This window comes from Streptomyces sp. NBC_00433 (assembly GCA_036015235.1).
GTDB lineage: Bacteria > Actinomycetota > Actinomycetes > Streptomycetales > Streptomycetaceae > Actinacidiphila.
In genome coordinates this window covers 2,397,109-2,413,417 of record CP107926.1, presented here as the reverse complement: position 1 = coordinate 2,413,417, position 16,309 = coordinate 2,397,109, and the positions used below count along the sequence as shown (strand labels likewise).

Annotated in this window: 19 protein-coding genes; 3 read left to right on the top strand and 16 right to left on the bottom strand. The window is 71.3% G+C overall.

Translation table 11 applies throughout. From position 1 onward, the window contains the following. Positions 1 to 6: 6 nt before the first annotated feature. From OG900_09970 to OG900_09950, 5 genes are all read right to left on the bottom strand, one after another. Positions 7 to 927 (bottom strand): hypothetical protein, encoded by a 921-nt coding sequence (locus tag OG900_09970; GenBank protein WUH95688.1) that lies wholly within the window; start codon positions 925 to 927, stop codon positions 7 to 9. A 45-nt stretch (positions 928 to 972) separates the two neighbouring features. Beyond that, positions 973 to 1,557, bottom strand: a complete 585-nt coding sequence (locus tag OG900_09965; GenBank protein ID WUH90397.1) for a hypothetical protein — start codon at positions 1,555 to 1,557, stop codon at positions 973 to 975. Between the two features lie 289 nt (positions 1,558 to 1,846). Then, the gene (locus OG900_09960) at positions 1,847 to 3,253 is read right to left on the bottom strand and encodes a DUF317 domain-containing protein (protein WUH90396.1); all 1,407 of its coding nucleotides are present in this window, start codon (positions 3,251 to 3,253) and stop codon (positions 1,847 to 1,849) included. 183 nt (positions 3,254 to 3,436) lie between these two features. Beyond that, positions 3,437 to 4,156, bottom strand: coding sequence for a DUF317 domain-containing protein (locus tag OG900_09955; GenBank protein ID WUH90395.1), 720 nt, complete (start codon positions 4,154 to 4,156; stop codon positions 3,437 to 3,439). A gap of 75 nt (positions 4,157 to 4,231) precedes the next feature. Further along, complete coding sequence (locus OG900_09950) at positions 4,232 to 4,672, bottom strand: hypothetical protein (GenBank protein ID WUH90394.1); 441 nt, start codon at positions 4,670 to 4,672, stop codon at positions 4,232 to 4,234. Between the two features lie 985 nt (positions 4,673 to 5,657). Between OG900_09950 and OG900_09945 the strand changes: the two genes are divergently transcribed. Then, complete coding sequence (locus OG900_09945; GenBank protein WUH90393.1) at positions 5,658 to 6,065, top strand: hypothetical protein; 408 nt, start codon at positions 5,658 to 5,660, stop codon at positions 6,063 to 6,065. A 147-nt stretch (positions 6,066 to 6,212) separates the two neighbouring features. Here the strand turns inward: OG900_09945 and OG900_09940 are convergent, their stop codons facing one another. The 3 genes from OG900_09940 to OG900_09930 form a co-directional block, all read right to left on the bottom strand. Continuing rightward, positions 6,213 to 7,079 (bottom strand): hypothetical protein, encoded by an 867-nt coding sequence (locus OG900_09940; GenBank protein ID WUH90392.1) that lies wholly within the window; start codon positions 7,077 to 7,079, stop codon positions 6,213 to 6,215. 77 nt (positions 7,080 to 7,156) lie between these two features. Continuing rightward, on the bottom strand, positions 7,157 to 7,909 hold the full coding sequence (locus OG900_09935; GenBank protein WUH90391.1) for an HAD hydrolase-like protein: 753 nt from the start codon (positions 7,907 to 7,909) through the stop codon (positions 7,157 to 7,159). Beyond that, on the bottom strand, positions 7,890 to 8,168 hold the full coding sequence (locus OG900_09930; GenBank protein WUH90390.1) for a site-specific DNA-methyltransferase: 279 nt from the start codon (positions 8,166 to 8,168) through the stop codon (positions 7,890 to 7,892). The genes OG900_09935 and OG900_09930 overlap by 20 nt, the downstream gene beginning before the upstream one ends. Before the next feature lie 186 nt (positions 8,169 to 8,354). Here OG900_09930 and OG900_09925 point away from each other — a divergent pair, with 186 nt between their 5' ends. Continuing rightward, complete coding sequence (locus OG900_09925) at positions 8,355 to 8,723, top strand: hypothetical protein (GenBank protein ID WUH90389.1); 369 nt, start codon at positions 8,355 to 8,357, stop codon at positions 8,721 to 8,723. 161 nt (positions 8,724 to 8,884) lie between these two features. On the opposite strand, the gene OG900_09920 is transcribed toward OG900_09925, so the two are convergent. Together OG900_09920 and OG900_09915 are read right to left on the bottom strand one after the other, a co-directional pair. Further along, positions 8,885 to 9,688 carry a site-specific DNA-methyltransferase gene (locus tag OG900_09920; GenBank protein WUH90388.1) on the bottom strand — a complete coding sequence of 268 codons (804 nt, stop codon included), beginning with the start codon at positions 9,686 to 9,688 and terminating at the stop codon, positions 8,885 to 8,887. Then, positions 9,685 to 11,484 carry a TraM recognition domain-containing protein gene (locus tag OG900_09915; GenBank protein WUH95687.1) on the bottom strand — a complete coding sequence of 600 codons (1,800 nt, stop codon included), beginning with the start codon at positions 11,482 to 11,484 and terminating at the stop codon, positions 9,685 to 9,687. Before OG900_09915 ends, OG900_09920 begins: the two co-directional genes overlap by 4 nt. A gap of 162 nt (positions 11,485 to 11,646) precedes the next feature. Between OG900_09915 and OG900_09910 the strand changes: the two genes are divergently transcribed. Next, positions 11,647 to 11,937: a hypothetical protein gene (locus OG900_09910; protein WUH90387.1), complete on the top strand. Its 291-nt coding sequence runs from the start codon at positions 11,647 to 11,649 to the stop codon at positions 11,935 to 11,937. Positions 11,938 to 11,977: 40 nt separating this feature from the next. On the opposite strand, the gene OG900_09905 is transcribed toward OG900_09910, so the two are convergent. From OG900_09905 to OG900_09880, 6 genes are all read right to left on the bottom strand, one after another. Next, positions 11,978 to 12,571, bottom strand: a complete 594-nt coding sequence (locus OG900_09905; protein WUH90386.1) for a hypothetical protein — start codon at positions 12,569 to 12,571, stop codon at positions 11,978 to 11,980. Next, positions 12,568 to 12,795, bottom strand: coding sequence for a hypothetical protein (locus OG900_09900; protein ID WUH90385.1), 228 nt, complete (start codon positions 12,793 to 12,795; stop codon positions 12,568 to 12,570). Before OG900_09900 ends, OG900_09905 begins: the two co-directional genes overlap by 4 nt. Positions 12,796 to 13,211: 416 nt before the next feature. Then, a complete protein-coding gene (locus OG900_09895; GenBank protein WUH90384.1) occupies positions 13,212 to 14,042 on the bottom strand; it encodes a DUF317 domain-containing protein in 831 nt (276 codons plus the stop codon). Further along, positions 14,042 to 14,662 carry a hypothetical protein gene (locus OG900_09890; protein ID WUH90383.1) on the bottom strand — a complete coding sequence of 207 codons (621 nt, stop codon included), beginning with the start codon at positions 14,660 to 14,662 and terminating at the stop codon, positions 14,042 to 14,044. Before OG900_09890 ends, OG900_09895 begins: the two co-directional genes overlap by 1 nt. Before the next feature lie 131 nt (positions 14,663 to 14,793). Next, positions 14,794 to 15,231, bottom strand: coding sequence for a hypothetical protein (locus tag OG900_09885; GenBank protein ID WUH90382.1), 438 nt, complete (start codon positions 15,229 to 15,231; stop codon positions 14,794 to 14,796). Between the two features lie 169 nt (positions 15,232 to 15,400). Further along, the gene (locus OG900_09880; GenBank protein ID WUH90381.1) at positions 15,401 to 16,285 is read right to left on the bottom strand and encodes a DUF317 domain-containing protein; all 885 of its coding nucleotides are present in this window, start codon (positions 16,283 to 16,285) and stop codon (positions 15,401 to 15,403) included. Positions 16,286 to 16,309: the final 24 nt, after the last annotated feature.

Sequence of the window (16,309 nt, the reverse complement as noted above, 5' to 3'; positions counted from 1 at the left end):
CGCGGTTCACGCCGTCAGCCCGAAGTCGCCATGTTCAGGTCGTTGTTCGTCGCCGCGGCACGCCCAGGGCGAGCAGCCGTCGGTGACGCCGTCCTCCAGCTCCTTCAGACGTTCACCGGCCGCCCCGGTGTCGAGGGCGGCCTGCCGCTGGGCCCATTCGCGGGCGGTGACGTGGTCGATCGGCGCCTGGTCAAGGGGGACGCGGGAGCGGTGCAGGAACGCCTGACCGAGCAGCGGGTTGCCGGAGGCGTTGGCGCGGGCGTTTCCGGCCCGGATCGCCGCGTCAAAGGCGACGACGTCCTCCCACTCCTCCGGAGAATTGTCCCTGATATTCCTCCACTGCTGATTTCCATGGAATGGACAGCCCAGACAGCTCGATTTTGGGGTGTCCGCCAGTCCGCGCGATTCCAGGTAGGAGACGCAGTCGGCGCGGGACCAGTCCATGTCCACGATGAGAGGGTGCCGGTTGTGCATGTAGGCGACGTCGGCGTCCTTCGCCCGGTGAAATTCGTCCGTCGAGATCCCGACCCACTGCTCGACGAAAACGCCCTTCGGGATACGCTGCGGGTAGGGGTATCCCAAGACCTCCCGGACCTGCTTCTTAATTGGTTTTATTTTATATTCGCCGGTGCACTGCCGCCGCGTCATCCCAGGTCGGCCATCCTTGTTGAGGATGTAGAGCGGCATCGAGGCGAAACGGTGCTCGGGGTCGAGAGCATCATCACGGATATTGCCGGTCGCCACCCGCAGGATCGGGATGCCTGCCGGTTCGGCTATCTCACGCTGAATGCGGTCGAGATGGGAATATACGGCTTTCGGTTCCCACCCGGTGTCGGCAAATACCGCATAGTCGATTCGGGGAAGGATGCCTTCGGCGGAAAGACTGAGGAGGGTGGTGGACTGTACTCCGGCGCCGAGGGAAAGGATGCGGTAGGTAGGGTTGGTGGGGTTTTCCAAGGGTGTACGGAATTCCTATTCTCGTGCGTGAAGGTCAGCGGGTCCGGGGCCGGCCGGTGGGCGTGGGCGGTGGTGGAGCGGCGGTGTCGCCTGCTGCGGCGGTCCTCTGCTCGGGGCGTTCTGGCGGGCCGAGGCGCCGCAGGTGGTCGCCTGCGTGGGCCAGGCGCCGGGGCCGGTGCCGGCGGCGTGCGCCTGCTGACCGGCTGCCTGGAGGAACCGGGTCAGGGCCGGCAGGAGGCCGTGGACGTCGTGGGCGACCTGGTCGGCCAGAGCGGCTGCGGCGTCGTAGGTCTCGGCGCCGTCCATCGCCTGGGTCAGGGCACGCAGTTGGTCACTGAGCCGGTACCCGCCGCCGGGGCCCGCGGGCAGCCCAGTGCGGTGGGTGGTGAGGCCCGGGTCGAGGTCGACGCGGTATCCGGCCAGGGTGAGCATCTGCGCCGCGTGCGTGGCCTGCTCGTTCTCGCGGATTGGACCCTGGCCCCACGTCAGGCGGTGGCAAAGGGAGTTGAAGTGCCACTGGACGGTGAATCCGGCGCGTTCCAGCAGGGCGCGGGCGAGGCTGTCACCGGTGTTGTCCCGCCACGTTGTGTAGCCGATCAAGTACGCAGATCGCCCAGTTCATGGCCTTGGCCGCCGCTGCCGAAAGGCCTGTTGGGGCTCACGTCGCCGCGGCCAGCGACAACTGCCGGGTGCTCCAGGGCGGGACAAGTCTGCCGGGCCCAGGATCGGTGTCGAAGGAGCATGATCGGCTGCACCACGGCCCGGGACGTGACCCTGTCACCGCCCCCGGCTTCGACGCTCCCGCTCCCCAAGCGGGTGATCCGGACATCAGGTGCGCGCTGTTCGGGCAGTACCCCTCCTTGCAAGGGGGTTGGGGTCGCGGAACGGTTCAGCGTGCCGGCCGGTGCGGGCCGGCGGATCGGTGTGCCGGAGCCGGCGGGGTGACGGTGAGGGCCAGCGCGGAGGGTTCGAGGCGCACGGTGTGGGCTGCGCGTACGGGCGGGGGCGGCAGGTCGGGGCGGGGTCGCCGGCACAGGCCCTCGGCGAGTTCGAAGGCCAGGTCGTGGAGGATCTCGGCCGGGGTGCGCGGGGACAGGCGTACGGCCCAGACGGGGTGGTCGGCATCGTGGCCGCCCCACACCGACCAGGTCCGGGAGTCGGCGGGCGTCCGGGCCTGGGCGGCGAAGGCGTCGAAGACGACGCCCGCGCCGTCACCCCGCGGGGGCGTCCACCGGATGAAGCGACCCTCCACGGTCTGCGTCCAGTCGGCCGGCGGCCGGGCCATGTGGGCGATGGCCTTCTCGCCGGCCGCGGGCTCGGTCGCCTCGGCCGCTCCCGATACGAGGGTGTCCAGGAGGACGGCCACCATCTCCACCGGTGTGGAGGCACTCGCGGTGGCGTGCCACAGGCGCTCGCCGACCGGCGACTCGTACGCCGCGACAGTCCACCGCGGTTCGCTCCCCTCGGGCTCGTGGACGAACTCCACGCGCAGCAGCAGGGATTCGTGGATGGCGATGGTGGTCTCGTCGTGCGGCCGGTACTTCGCCCACTCGTCCTCCCGCTCGAGGAAGGAATCCAGGAGTTCCTCGTGGTCGCCGGGATCCCCCTCGTAGACCGGCACCGTCGTCGGTGACGGGACCGTCCGCCCGGGCCCGCCGTCCGGCGTCGTAGCGGCGGCGAGGACGCGGGCGGTGCGCTGCTCGGCGGGCGTTGCAGGTGCGGGGCCGGGGCGTACGGCGCCCCCGTAGCGGAGGTCGAAGTCCGCCAGGGCCTCGTCCTGGTTGTCGAAAGTCGCTGCCACCTGCCGCACGTGGTCCTCGCCCTGCAGATGCACGCTGTAGCCGGCGCCGTAGGTGCCTACCGCGAGGACCGCGCGCAGGGGCCCGTCGCCGAACGCGGCATGGCGGTGGATGACCAGGTCTGCGGCGGCGATGTCGTCGTGGATCTTCTGTGCCTCGGCTCCGACCTCGCGGATCTCCTCCGGTGTCAGCCAGGGCATCGGGTAGTTGAGCCAGATCCACTCGTCGTCGAAGTCCTGCTGGAGGGCGAAGGCGACGCCGACGGTGATGCCTGCCTTGCGCAGGGCCCGGGTGGCAGCCTCGGCGTAGTGGGCTTCCTCGTAGTCGATGCGCACCAGTACCAGGGTGTCCGGGCCCTGGCCGGGCGCCGGCTGGAAGGTGTGGGCGAGCAGGATGTGGCGGGCGGCGGTCGCCCGCGGCCCGGTGAGGCGGGCGAGGACCGCGCTGTTGTCCTCGGGGTGCGGGTCGAGCCGGACGTCGATGGGCGCGTAGGTCATGAGCCTCCAGCGGCGGTTGTGAAATGGGTCAGCGGCGCGGACCGCGGGCGATGGCAAGGGGGGTTGCCCGCGGGCGGATGGTGGCGGTGCTGTCGGCCTGGGCGGTGATCCGCCCGGGCGAGGGCACGGCGGGACGGGGCAGACGACCGGCTCCCGCTTTGCGGGGCAGGGTTTGCCGGAGGGTCATCGGCTGCGGCGGGGAGCGCCGAGCAGCCGGTCGAGGGCCTGCACGAGGTCGGTGTCCACTCCGGCTGGGCGTAGCGGTGTGACCCGCGCACTGCGTTCGTGGCCGGTGCTCAGGGGCAGGTCGCCGAAGGACCTCTCCACCGCGCCGGACGCGGCCAGATGGGCGAAGAACTGACGCACGAGGGCCTCGGGGGCGTCTTGGGTGAAGGTGGCCAGCGGCGCGTTCTCGAAGTAGAGGTGCTCGACCTGCCACCTGATCTCCTGGCCCGGTGCGTGCTCCAGGCGGCAGTAGCGGTCGGGTGAGGTGAGCACTCCCTTGTCCCCGGCAGCCCAGCCGTGCAGGTCGGCGAGCCGGCCCAGCGGCACGTCCGTGATCGGGATGTGGTCGCTGTGCCGGGTGTCACCGAGCAGTTGCGGCAGGGCCTGCGTGACGGCTGCGACCGCCTCCAGCGGAGTCTGCCGGCTGAAGGCCGCTTCCCAGTAAGGCTCGTGGTGGGCGACGGTCACCCAGTGTCCGAGCGGGTGCAGAGGACGGAAGTCCACGAAGACGCTGCCGTCGGGGCTGTCGATGGTGAGGTTGCCGGTGGCCGGGGCGTGTTCGTGACGCCATCCGAAGAGGTGGATGAGGGGGCCGAGCACATCGGCGAGCCGGTCCCCGGCGCCCGCCATGTAGCGGGGCGAGACCATGACCCGCGAATCGGGCGCGTAGGCGCTCACCGTCGGGCCTTCTGCCGGGCGACATGAGCCTCCGGGTATGCGGGCGGGCTCAGCGGCGGGGGCCGCGGGCGGCGGTCAGGGGGATGGCGTAGGGGCGGGTGGCGCGGTGTTGTGGACCTGGGCAGTGATCTGCCCGGGCGTGGGGACGGCGGGTCTGGCCAGGTGACGGGCTGTGGCCTTGCGGATCAGGGCCTGCTGGACGGGCACCGGCTGGGCGTCGATCGCTCCGATCAGGGCGGGCAGTTCTGGGGCGAACAGCCCCGGCGAGACGTCGGTTGCGGCTTCGGCGACCAGGCGGGCGGTCTCGGTCTCGATCAGCGGGGCCCAGGCGAGGTCGAGGCCGGTCTGCTCGCACGTGTAGAAGCCGCCGCCTTCCAGCGAGGCCGAGAACGGGTAGTCGTCCTTCAGTATCAGCTGGACGCTTTCCAGGAGGGATGCCACGGCCGCGGACAGCTGGTGGGCCAGGGCAGGGTCGTGGATCCAGCGGGTGCTGTCGGCGGGAGCAGCGGTCGGCACCGGCTCCTCGCAGGAGCCGTAAGGGGTAAGGGAATCGGTCAGGAGGAGTCCTTCGGGTCGAGGCGAGGCGGGAGGGGCGGGCGGTCACCGGAGGCGGTGGGGTGCGGCGCCCGGAGACGGTGCGGCCGAGCTGGGCGTTGTCCAGCGGCACGCGTACCGGTGTGATGGGCGCGGAGGGGACGGCGGGGACCGGGAGGGCCGTAGCGGCGCTGGACCGGTTCGGGGTGGCCAGGTGGGTGACGAAGCCGTTCACCAGGGCACTGGGGACGTGGGTGGAGAACGGAGGCGGCCCGCTGGGTACCTGCCCTTCCGCATACGTCCCGTCTCCACACCCACCAGGCCCATGCGGAGCCGTGGGCGTGCCACAAGGTGCAGCGGCCGTCGGGGATATCGCGCGCCCGTCGCTGTACTGGTGCCAGCCGCTGTCTGCCGGTGACGGTGAGCGAGCCGACGGTCAGGTCGAGCGGTTCGATGTTCCCGCGGTCGACGCGGAGTTGGAGCAGGGACGCGGTGACGGAGGCGATGGTCTCGGCCGGGGCCTGGCAGCTGAACTCCGCCCGTCAGCCCTGCTCGCCGTGGTGGGCAATGGTCCACCAACGGCCGGAGCGCTGCTTGTGGTTGAAGTCGACCGTGGCGATCGGGTCAGGACTGCTGTGGTGAACTGACCGGTGTTTTCCTCGTGCGCCCGGGGCCATCCGAACTGGTGGATCGTGCGGACAGAGGCCCGTGAGCTTCCGCGGGAACCCGAGGGCAAGCGGTCGTATTCTCGTGGGTTCGGCCCCGGGTTCAGGCGAACATGCGGGGTGGGTGCCGAGTGGGCCCACCCCGGGGTGCCTTCCCCGAAAGCGGTGCTGACACCGTAGGAGCCATGAGAGCAGAAGGAACGACACCGGAACCGGAAACCTCTGTGCAGAGTGGGCTCACATCTCTGGGTGAGGTGGCGTGTCGTTATCAGGCGTATGAGATAAGCCCGGAGGATCTGCCGATGATCGCTGCCGAGGCGCTCGCAGCCGGACTGGACACCCCGACACTGTGCGAGCTCGCCGGTTGGTCTCGCAACGCGGATGCCCGCGATATTCGCGACGCGTTCGAGCAAGCACTTGCCGAGTCCGGGATCGAGTTGCCGGATCGGGGCCTGGCACGGCGCCACGCTCTGCGCCGGATGGCGGCCAGGCTCATCGCTGAAGAGATAGCTCCCGCTGACCTGGCGACGGATGACTGGTGGGAGACGGAAGCCGAGACCGCGGCGGAGCAATCGTTTGTGGCGCTGATCCCGCAATGCGATTGCTGTATCGAGTACACGTTGGGGCTCGACCAGCAGACGTGGGCGGCCCAGCTGTGGAAAGCTGCCTCCGCTCTGACTTCGTCTCCGCCGATCGGCCCCGGCTGCTGACTGTGCCTGGCGTGCTTTTCATCAGCAAGGGCGTGGACCGGTCAGCAGACCTCACTGAAGCGGCTGTTCAGCGGCCCGGTGAAGCAGGGCGACAGGGCGACGCGGTCGTCATCGGCCAAGTCGGTCAGGGGTTTCTCCGGGGAGGGGTCAGCGGTGCCGCGCGCCCGGGGACGGGGTCGGCGCGGACGGTCTGCTCGGGGCAGTGGCGTCCAGGGCGGGCAGGGCCATGCGCCCGGCGTCGGTGGCGTAGAGCTTCTGGCCGCCGTAGAACCCGGTGCTGGTGTCGCGGTTGACGAGGCCGAGGGATACCAGGCGGTCGTAGGTGGGCATGGTGATCCGGACTCCCGCGCCGGCGGAGATCCGCAGGGGCCCGTTCCTGCCGGATTCGTACATGGTCACGCCGCCGCTGGCAATCGCCCGCAGCGCGGTCTTCTGCGGCTCGGTGAGCCGGGGCGGGGCGGGCGCTGCTGCCGGTGGCGGGAGCGGGATCCCGGCGCGGTAGGAGACCCCGGGCTCAGGCGGTACGCGGTCGCCGGTGATCGGGTCGGTGCAGTACGCGTTGAAGACCTCCGACTCCGAGAGCGGGTGGAGGGTGCCGTCGCGCAGGGACCAGCCGCGGACCACCTCGGGTCGTTCGTCGTCGTGGGTGGTGCGCAGGACGACGCCGCCGGCTCGGCCGGTGGCGGTGCCGGCGGCCATCACCGTGCAGAGCACGAGGGCGTCGTCGTCATCGAGGCAGAGTGTGCCGTCGGTGTCGGTCTGGACGTGGACGGCGGCCAGCAGCGGGCCGTCACCTGAGGGGAGGCTGCACACGATGTGGTGGGAGCCGGGGCCGACCGCTTCGAGAAGTCTCAGCAGGTTGTCGGTGGCGCTGTCGAAGGCGCAGTGGGCGAGGTCCTGCCCGCAGTCGGGGCAGGTGCCGGCGCCGGCGAGGGCGTCGGTGGCGCTTTCCCAGGCGCCGCGGTGGCGGGCGGCCCGCGCGGGTGCGGGGTCGCTGGGTACGGGAGGGTTCATAGGCGGGGCCGTCCTGATGTCGTCGGGTGAGCGGGAGTTGGTGAACCGCAGGGGAAGACCGGGAGGTTCGAGAAGGATCACCGGCGGAGCGTCTTCCCACGCGCGGGTGAGAGTCGGAGCCGCCGGGCAGGCGGGTCGGCAGAGACCGGTGGCAGGAGGGTGAGTCCGGTGCGGACTGCGGCCGGCAGGGTACCGGCGACCGGCAGGCCCGAGCCGGTCAGGAGATCGGGGTGCTGCAGTCCTCCGGTGAACAGGACCGCGTGGGCCCCGGCGGCGTGTGCGGCACTCGCGTCGTCCAGGGTGTCGCCGATGACGACCACCCGCTGCGGTGCAACCGGGCGCGGCAGACGGGCCAGGTGGTCGGCCAGCGCCCGGGTCTTGCCGGTGTCGGAGCCGCGCCGTCCGTCGATCCGCTCGAAGAATCCTGTCACGCCGGCCGTGGCGGCTTCCGCGGCGAGCACGTCGTGGGGGCTGAGGGAGAGCAGCGACTGCCGGTAGCCCAGGCGGAAGAGCGTGCCCAGCAAGAAGGCGGCGCCCGCCCGCAGCTGCACCGGACGCGTGCGGATGTGCTTCAGGTAGGTCTGCTCGGCCAGCGCCCACTCGGCATCGGCCAGCGGGCGCTTGAGGATGCGGGCGTAGAAGTCCCGGATGGGCACGCAGTGCAGGTTCTGGTAGGCGGCCCGGTCGATGGGCGGGCTGTTCAAAGCGGCCAGGGTGACGTTCATGGCCAGGACCATCTCGGCGAGGTCGTCCTTGAGGGTGCCGTTCCAGTCCCAGACGATGTGCGTGCCCCGGTCGGGCTTGAGCGGGTCAGTCAGGCGAACCTCCATGGTCGGTGGTGACGTTGGTGACGGTGGTTTGGGCGTGCGGGAAGCGGGAGGCGGAGGCGGTGGCGTAGCCGGGGTCGAGGTCGATGGCGATCCAGCGCCGGCCGAGGGCTTCGGCGGCCTGGCCGGTGGTGTTGGAGCCGGAGAAGAAGTCGACGACGAGGTCGCCGGGCTCGGTGCACAGGCTGATGAAGAACCAGGGATCTTCGGCGGGAAGCGGGCCGGGTGCTGTCGGATCGCACCGAACACTCCAGTAGCGCACTACAAATTTCAGTAGGTTCTGCAGTACGGCACCGATGAGTTCAGTCAGGTCGTGGAGCCCCTCCGTGGGCTGGGACCGATGCCCGACTTCAAGTGGCACACCCGCGTGGGCTTGATCGAGCCCAAGGCATAGACGTGTCGACTGGAATCTTCAGTGCGTTCCGACACCACAAAACAGGGAGTACGCATGAGCGACCAAGCGTGGGCCAGACTGCCGGAAATCATCGGCTACCCGGGGCGTGAGTTCGACCTGTGGGACGTCGAGACGCTGGTCCGGCTTGATGGATTCCAGAAGGCTGGCGCCCGCATCATCGAGCACATCGAACAGCAACTCGCCAAAAACAACATCGGCCACCTCCCGGCGAAACTCCCGACGGACAGCACCCGCCAGGTGCTCCTTTACCGCAAGGATGTGCCCGGCATCTGCCACATCCTCAGCCTCGTCCACCAGCTCGCCACCCAGGACGCGGGCGACGGCACGAATGGGGCGGTCAATCAGTTGAACTCGCTCTTGGACGGTATGACGAAGGTCTCCCGGGCTGTCCGCGCCTCCTAGGCCCTCCCGAAGCAGGTCAGAAGCCTGCGGCCTGCGAAGCTCAGGCTCGGCACCATTTGCTGGTCACCTGGTGCCGAGTCGTGGTGGCTTTGCAGCGAGCGGTCCCTCGGATTGAAGTCTTCCGCGTGGTGCTCCGGGACCCGGCCACCGCACGGAAGGTTTCAGTGTCCAGGTCTCAGCCATGCCAACTGCAAATCTACGGTGCGGCCCGACAGGTGCGGACGGATGCCCAGGCGGCGGCACTCGCGCAGGTAGGCGTCGTTGGAGGAGCTGTTGGGCACGGTGAGTAGGCTGGTGGGAAGGGCACCGCCCCGGTCGGCGTCGAAGGCGTCGCTGACGTGGTGGCCCGAGGGGCGTTGCGCCGGGGCGAAGTGCCGGCGCGGGTCGGCCAGCAGCCGCCGCATCGACGCCGAGTACGGGGTCCGCAGACCGGTGGTGTCGGCCTTCGGGAACGGGCTTTTCGACAGCCACCTCACGGTGTTGACCGTGTCCTTGGCGCGGATCTTGCGCTTGGTGACCCACTCGGCCGGTGACGGGAGCCGGGAGGGGTTGTGCCAGTAGAAGTCCTGCGCGAGGTGGAATCCGAGCCGGTCGGTCTGGGCCAGCAGGACGCGGAACTGGTGCAGGGAGCGCACGGGCCGGCCGCGCTGGTAGGCGCCGCCGAGATCCAGCACCAGGCTCCCGCACTGTTTCAGCGCACGGTGGGCTGCCTTAGCGAACGGCAGAAGCCACTCGACGTAGGCGTCCTGGTCGACGTTGCCGTACTCCTTGGGGGGCAGCAGCGGGAACGGCGGCGACGTCACGAACAAGTCCACCGATCCGGCCGGGATTTCGTCCAGCAGGTTCTGGCTGTCGCCGCCGTACTGCGCTCCCCACGAGGTCGTGTAATGCAGCCGGCCCGGCAGCAGCCGAAGCGCGCCGTGCTCGCTCTGCAGGCGGGGCCCGGCAGTCGCGGCGTTGGTCATGCCGCCTTCCCGATGTCGTCCTTGGTCAGGGACTTGGCGATGGCGCGGGAGGTGATGGCCTTCGACGCCGTGGCGGAGGCGGCGGTCAGTTGCTCGGCGCCGGGTTCGGTGTACCAGGGGCGGAGGGTGAGCATCGCGGCGCGCAGGCCGGTGGCGAACAGCAGCGCGCTGCCCTTGGCCAGGGATCTGATCGCGTCAGGGGGGAGGATCCGTTCCTGCCGCATGGAGACGGACGTGGACTTCCCGGAGTCGCTGTGGGAGGTGGAGGTGGTTGCGACGTCGTGGTCGCCGATCAGGCGGGACAGCTTGTCGGCGAAGTCGGGGTCGTCGATTCCGGAGCCGATGACCTTGATGGTGGCCGCCGACCACATGGCGTCCATGCCGGCGTCGCCCCAGACTTTCTGGCCCTGGCGGTAGGACTGCAGGATTGTGATCGGGATGATCCCGCGGGAGCCGAGGTGGGAGTAGAGGTCGGGGAGGTCGCTGATCTTGCAGACGTTGGCGGCCTCGTCGAGGATCGCCAGCATCGGCGGGTCGAGTCGTCCTCCGGCGCGTTCGGCGGCGGTGGTCGCGGTGCGCATCACGCTGTCGGCGCACGCCGCGATCAGCGCCGAGGCACCGCCGCCGCCGTCCTTCGACAGCAGATACAGCGTGTCGCGGCTGCCGACGAACTCCTCGGGATCGAACTCCGCGATGCCGGCCTGCGGGGTGACCCACGCGGCGATGTCGGCGTTGAGCAGGCATGCCGCGTACTGGCGTGCCGTTTCGTAGATGCCGTCGCGGGTTTCCGGCGGTCCTTCCACGGTGCCCTTGAGTTGGGCTGCGACGGGGCCGAAGTGGTGGTCGCGCAGGATGTCCAGCGGGGTGCGGTCGGCGGGGAACGCCAGCCAGGTCATCATGTCGGTGATCGGCCGACCGTCGTTCGCGGCGGCGAGGAAGAGCTGGGACAGGACGTTGGAGGCGGCTTTGGACCAGAAGTCGCCCTGCTGGGAGGCGTCCACGGACGCGGCGAGGAAGTGGCCGGCCAGGCGTCCGGCGCCTTCGAGGGTGGTGGCGCCGGCGAGGGGGTTCCACCACAGGGTGCGCTGGGCGTGGGCGATCTGCTGGGGGTCCATGGTCCAGGTCCGCCCGACGGCCGCGCGGGCGTCGAGGGTGGCGGTGTAGGCGTCGCCGGCTGCTTTGTTGCTGGTGAGCAGGACCGCGCCGGGGGCGTTGAGGATGGCCGGGATCGCCAGGCAGGTGGTCTTGCCGGAGCGGGGGGCCATGATCGCGACTGCGACGTCCTCGTACCCCATCCGGACCTCGTGCCGGGTGCCGGCGAGGTTGCCGAGCAGGATCCCGGTCTGGTGCGGGTCGGGCTTCTTGGTGTCCTTCAGACTCGGGCGCAAGGACCGGGCTTTGGTGGTGATCGTGGCGGCGAGCAGCGGCTGGATGTCGCGGTGCTTGGCCATCCCGGCGACCGCCTTGTTCCGGCCTCCACCGCCGTTGCGGTGGCGCCACCACCAGCGCCCGGCGACCGCGGCAAGGACCGCGATCAGCAGGCCGGGAGCGATGAACCGCCCGACGAGCAGGGTGGTGTGGCCGGCCCCGGGCCAGAGCAGGTGGGGGTGGAGGAGGGCGTCGGCGGGCTGGTAGGGCGCCCAGGGGCCAGCGTGGGTCACGACGGTGGCGCAGTTCCCGCCGAGCCAGGCGGCGTTGGCCACCGGTACCGCCACCGCGATGGCGCCGATGATGAGCCTGAACAGCCAGTCGGTCAGGTCAGACGTGCCGGTGGAGGGCGGCGGGTTGGAGGGCAGGGATGTCTCTCCCGGAGTGGGGTGGTTGCCGGGGCGGTGCCGGGGTCAGCGGACCGGGTGCGGGCGGGGCGCGGCGGCCGGAGCCGGCCGGGCCGTCGTGGTCAGAGCGGGACCATCCGGAGCGGCAGGCCCGCGCCCGGTACCCGGCTCTGCCCCGGGTTCGTGATGGTGTTCGAGGGCGGTGGCCAGTGCGGGATCGATGCCGATCCGGATGCCGAGCGCCTGGGCACTGGTGCGCAGCGTGGTCACGGCGGTGCGGATCGCGGCGGGGTCGTTGGGGGTGCCGGGCAGGGTGTAAAGGAAGTCGCCGGGTTGAATGGTGAAGCCGGCGTGGGTGAGCAGGTCGTGCTCGACGCCGGGCTCTTCCTCGGTGCTCAGGGCGAGCAGACCGAGCAGGTGGTGCCGGCCGACGGTGATACGGACGGGGTCGATGGGCAGTTCTCCAGAACGTGAATGGGGTGGCGGTGGTGGTGGTGTGTGCCGGGCTGTGGTGTCAGCGCGCTTTCGCGGCGGGGGGTGCCGGGGCGGCCGGGTGGTGTGCCGGGGCGATGGCCGCGCTGGGGGCGGGGCGGTCGGCCGGTGCGCGGGGGCGGACCCGCGGGGCCAACTGCGCGGCTTCCTCTCGCAGATGCGCTGCCGCGTGGCCGAGGGCTTCGATGGCGGCATCGAGGCAGCCGTGGATGACCTCGTCGCTGAGGCGGTCCTCGGGAGCGCCGGAGGGAGCGAAGTGGGGCAGGCGGCCGAGGAGTTCGTCTTGCAGACGGCCCAGCTCGGTCACGGTCTGTCCCAGCGGGTCCAGAGCGCGGCTGTACGCCTCGGCGGTCTTCTTGGCGGTCGGCGACGGGGGCCACTGGCCGGTGGGCAGGTGCCGGCCGATGTCGGTGCTGACATCGCCGATGATCCCGGCCAGTACGCCGATCTGTTTGAACACCGTGATCGGCACCATGCCGTCATCGGGAACCGGTAGGACTTCCAGGGTGACTTTGAGGCGGTCGATACGGCCGGCGGTGTCGTACAGGGCCAGGCCGTCGATGACGTTGCTCGTGTGGTTTTCCTCGGGTGTTCGGTGGGTGTGACCGCGGGTCATCGCGGGCCTCGGTGCTGGGGGTGGCCGGGCGGCTGCGGTGGCAGCGCGGCAGGGTTTCGGGTGCGGGCGTGCTCGGCCGACGGACCGGCGAGGTCACGGGCTCGGGCGGTGGCGCGGGCGATCTGGTTCAGGACGTGGCCGCCGTCGGCCCAGTCGCACAGGTATCCCCATGTCTCGGCATTGCGTTCGGCCAGCGGCTCGTCGTACGCCTCGGTGCCGGGCACCGCGTTGGCCGGCAGCGCGTCGCGCTCGGCCTCCCACCGGGCCTGGGCGTTCTCCAGGCCGATCCGGGCTTCGTCGAGACGGGTGAGCGTGCCGCGCCAGTGGGGTTCCCGCTCGGCCGCGGGCAGGGCGGAGAACTGGCGTTCGGCGGCGGTGAGGAGTTCTTCCAGGTGCGGGTGGAGGTGTTGGAAGGCCCGCCAGGTGTCGGCGTCACGCCGCCGCTGACGCAGCCCGTACGCGATGTCGTCCAGGGGCCAGCCCTGGTCGTCGACATGCTGGTCGCAGTAGTCGTCCCACTGCTGGAGGATGTGGGCGGCGGCGCGGGTGTAGACGGTGAGCTGGTCCAGGACCAGTTGGCGGGAAGCGGGATCGATCGGAGTTGGGTCCTTTCTGTGGAGCGGGCGGAGCGAAGGGGGGCTCAGCGCCGGGTGGGTGCCGCGGCCGACGCGGTTGCCGGCGGCAGCGGTGCGTGGGCAGCAAGCGCCGCGGCGGCTCTGCGCTGTTTGCGGGCGGCGGCGCGGACGGCTTCGAGCCGCAGGCGATGGTCATCGGCAAGGTGCTCGCCCTGGACGCTGGTACGTTCCTGGGTGAGCAGCCAGGAGTGCGGCAGCCCGCGGGAATCGCGGTAGACCGGCTCGGTGCTCATCAGCTGCGCGGCGAATCCCGCGACGAGGTGGGTGGGCGTGCCGGCGGAGAACCACGCCGACCACAGGCGCCGGTCTGCGAATCCGGTGGCGGGAGCGACCTCGGCGGACCAGGTCGGCCGGCCCGCCTCGTCGTCCATGCCCGGGCGCGGGCCCATACGCACGTAACCGTCGGGGGAGAGCGCGGTTTCGGCCCCCTGGCCGTCGGTTTCCTTGTCCCAGCCGGTCGAGGCCAGGATCGCGCGGATCCCGGCCGGGGTGGGCGGCTGGTCCGGCGCGGGGTGCAGGAGGGCGTCGGAGAATCCGGCCAGGATCTCCACCGGGGTGTGGCCGCCGAAGGCGGCGTACCAGCCGCGGGCGTTGAACTTCCACCACGCGGTGGAGGCGTCGGGCTGGGCGGGTTCCAGGGCGAGGCGGACGGCCATGTCGGGGCTGGCCAGCAGGACGTGCGGATATGCGAGGTCGGAGTGGTTGGTCCAGCCCGCGGCGCGCAGCACCTCGGTCACCCGCCGGGGATCACCACCGCCGGCAAGGTAGCGGGACGTGGTGGCGAACTGGACGGTGTCCTGCGGGCCGTTGGCACCGGTCTGGAAATACTCCCGCATCAGCGCTGCCGCCCGGGCGCATCGCCCGGAGCCGGAGGGGCGGGCGGTTTCCGGGCTGCGGGTGAGGGGCGGCGGGTGACGCCGGGAAGCGTGGCCAGACCGGCGGTACTGTCGGCGAGGGTTTCGCTGATGTCGCCCAGGTGCTGGCTGGCCCTCCCCAGGGCCTGCCACAACTCACGCGTACTGCCGTGTCGTTGGGCGTAGCGGGAGGCGGATGCCAGCAGGTCCGACAGGTGGGACAGGACGCCGTCGTCGGGGTCGAGGACCGGGGCGACGAGCAGCGGGGCGGAGACGGTGCCCCTGTCCAGGAGGGCCGTGATCGCCTCCAGGGCCGCCGGGGCCTGGAGGATCGCTGCCGGCGGCACCCAGTCCTGCGCCTGGCGCTGCTCCGGCGCGGCGCCTGGCCCTCCTTCGGACGGGGTGCCGGGGGTGGTCAGGTCGCGCAGGAGCTGGGGTGCGCGGTGCAGGTCGGTGGCCTGGGTGTCGAGGTGGTCGGCGGCGGCGCACAGGATGTGCCACAGCGTGTACACCGACCGGTCCTGCGTCCGGCCGGTGGCATCAGCCTGTTTGTCGACGACGTCGACGGCGGTCCCCAGCAGCGCGCGGACGGCGTCCAGCACTCCGCCTTCGGCCAGGACTCCGGCCAGCAGGCCGACGGCTTCCGCTGGGTCGGCCTGGGTGATGCGTTCGTTCAGTTCGTGCAGGTGCCCGGTGACGGCAGAGGCGGGCTGCTCAGTGGCGGGGTCAGGGGTCAGCGGGTCGTCCTGGGGGAAGTCGGAGCCGGAACGGGGGGTACGGCGGACGGGGGGAGCGGGGTTGCCGACGGTGCGGTTCGGGCCCGGTCCGCTGTTGCCGCAGGGGCAGGGTCCGGTAGCGCGCGCAGGATCTGCGGGGCGTTGCGCAATTCCTGCCTCTGCTCGTCGAGGTGTTCGGTGGTGTCGGCGAGCTGGTGGTAGAGCGCGTATCCGGGCTGGTGGTCGCCCCATTCGTCGGCCGGGACGGCGGCGGTGATCAGGTGGCGGGTGGCCCTGAGCACCTGGTCGAGTTCGTCCAGGACGCCGTCTTTGGCGACGACGTCCGTCAGGAGGTCGGCGGCCTCCTCCGGGTCGGCGTTGTCCAGGGTGGTGGCCAGGTCCCGAAGGGAGGCGGCGATGCCTGCCACGGTGGTTGGATCGTGCCTGCGGGTCACCGGTCCTCCTCGCGTCCAGGCCGCGGCCGCGGCCGGAGCCGGAGCCGGAGCCGGGGTGGGGGTTGGGTGGTGTGGCGGTGGGCGCGGGCGCGCAGCAGGGCCAGCGGGGTGATGCGGGCGCGAGGCCGACGCTGGACCGACGCCCGAATTTCGGGGTGGTGGGGCTGGGTCATCGGCTCCTTGGCGGGTGAGCAGGGCGCGGCGGGACGGCCGGGCGTGGTGGTGGGGTGGGACGTGGCGGCAGCGGAACTGTCTGAAGGATCCGTGCTGGGCGGGGGCGCAGGTGGGCGGTGAACGTGCGGGCGGAGCGGGCCCAGGCCGCCGCGCGCCCTGCGGCGGTACGGGTCTGGCGCCAGGCGGCGAGCTGGGAGGGCAGCACCGCGTACGCGGTGGTCGCGGTGTGCGGGGCGGTGGCGAAGGGGATCCGGCCCGGCGGGCGCAGGACCGGCTGGGGGTCGGCGAGGGTGGCGGCGAATGCTTCCACGGCGTGCAGTGGGGTGTGCTCGGAGAAACCGGCCGTCCACAGCGGAATACTGTGGCCGTCAGTTGCCGGTGTCTGGGCTGTGGCCCACCACATCGCGGTGTCGCCTTCGCGGCGGTACTGCAGGCTCGCGGTGCCGTCGGGATGCTCGGCGCCGGGGTGCTCACCCTTGCCGGGCTTCCACCCGCGGGCGGTGGCCTGGCCGAGGACGTCGGGTGCGTGGGCGGGGCGGGGGCCGGCGAGGGCATCGGTCAGGCCGGCGAGGATCTCCACCGGGACCGCGGCGCCGAGGGTGGCGTTCCAGGCGGGCCGGCCGGGCGGGTTGCCGGAGATGACCCACATCGGCGGGCTGGTGCGGGAGTGGTAGCCGACCCGCACGGACGTGTCGGGGCTTTCGAAGCAGAGCGGCGAGCCGGACGTGTCGGTGCGGTTCTTCCAGCCCGCCCCGGCCAGGTAGCCCGTGATGTGGATGAGGTCTCCGCCGCCGGCCAGGTGCCGGGGCCGCACCAGGTAGTGCTGCTGGGGGACTTCGCCGACAACGGCCGGTCCCCAGCGCGGTTGCCGCCGGCTCATCGTGTCTGCCTCGCCGGTGCCGGT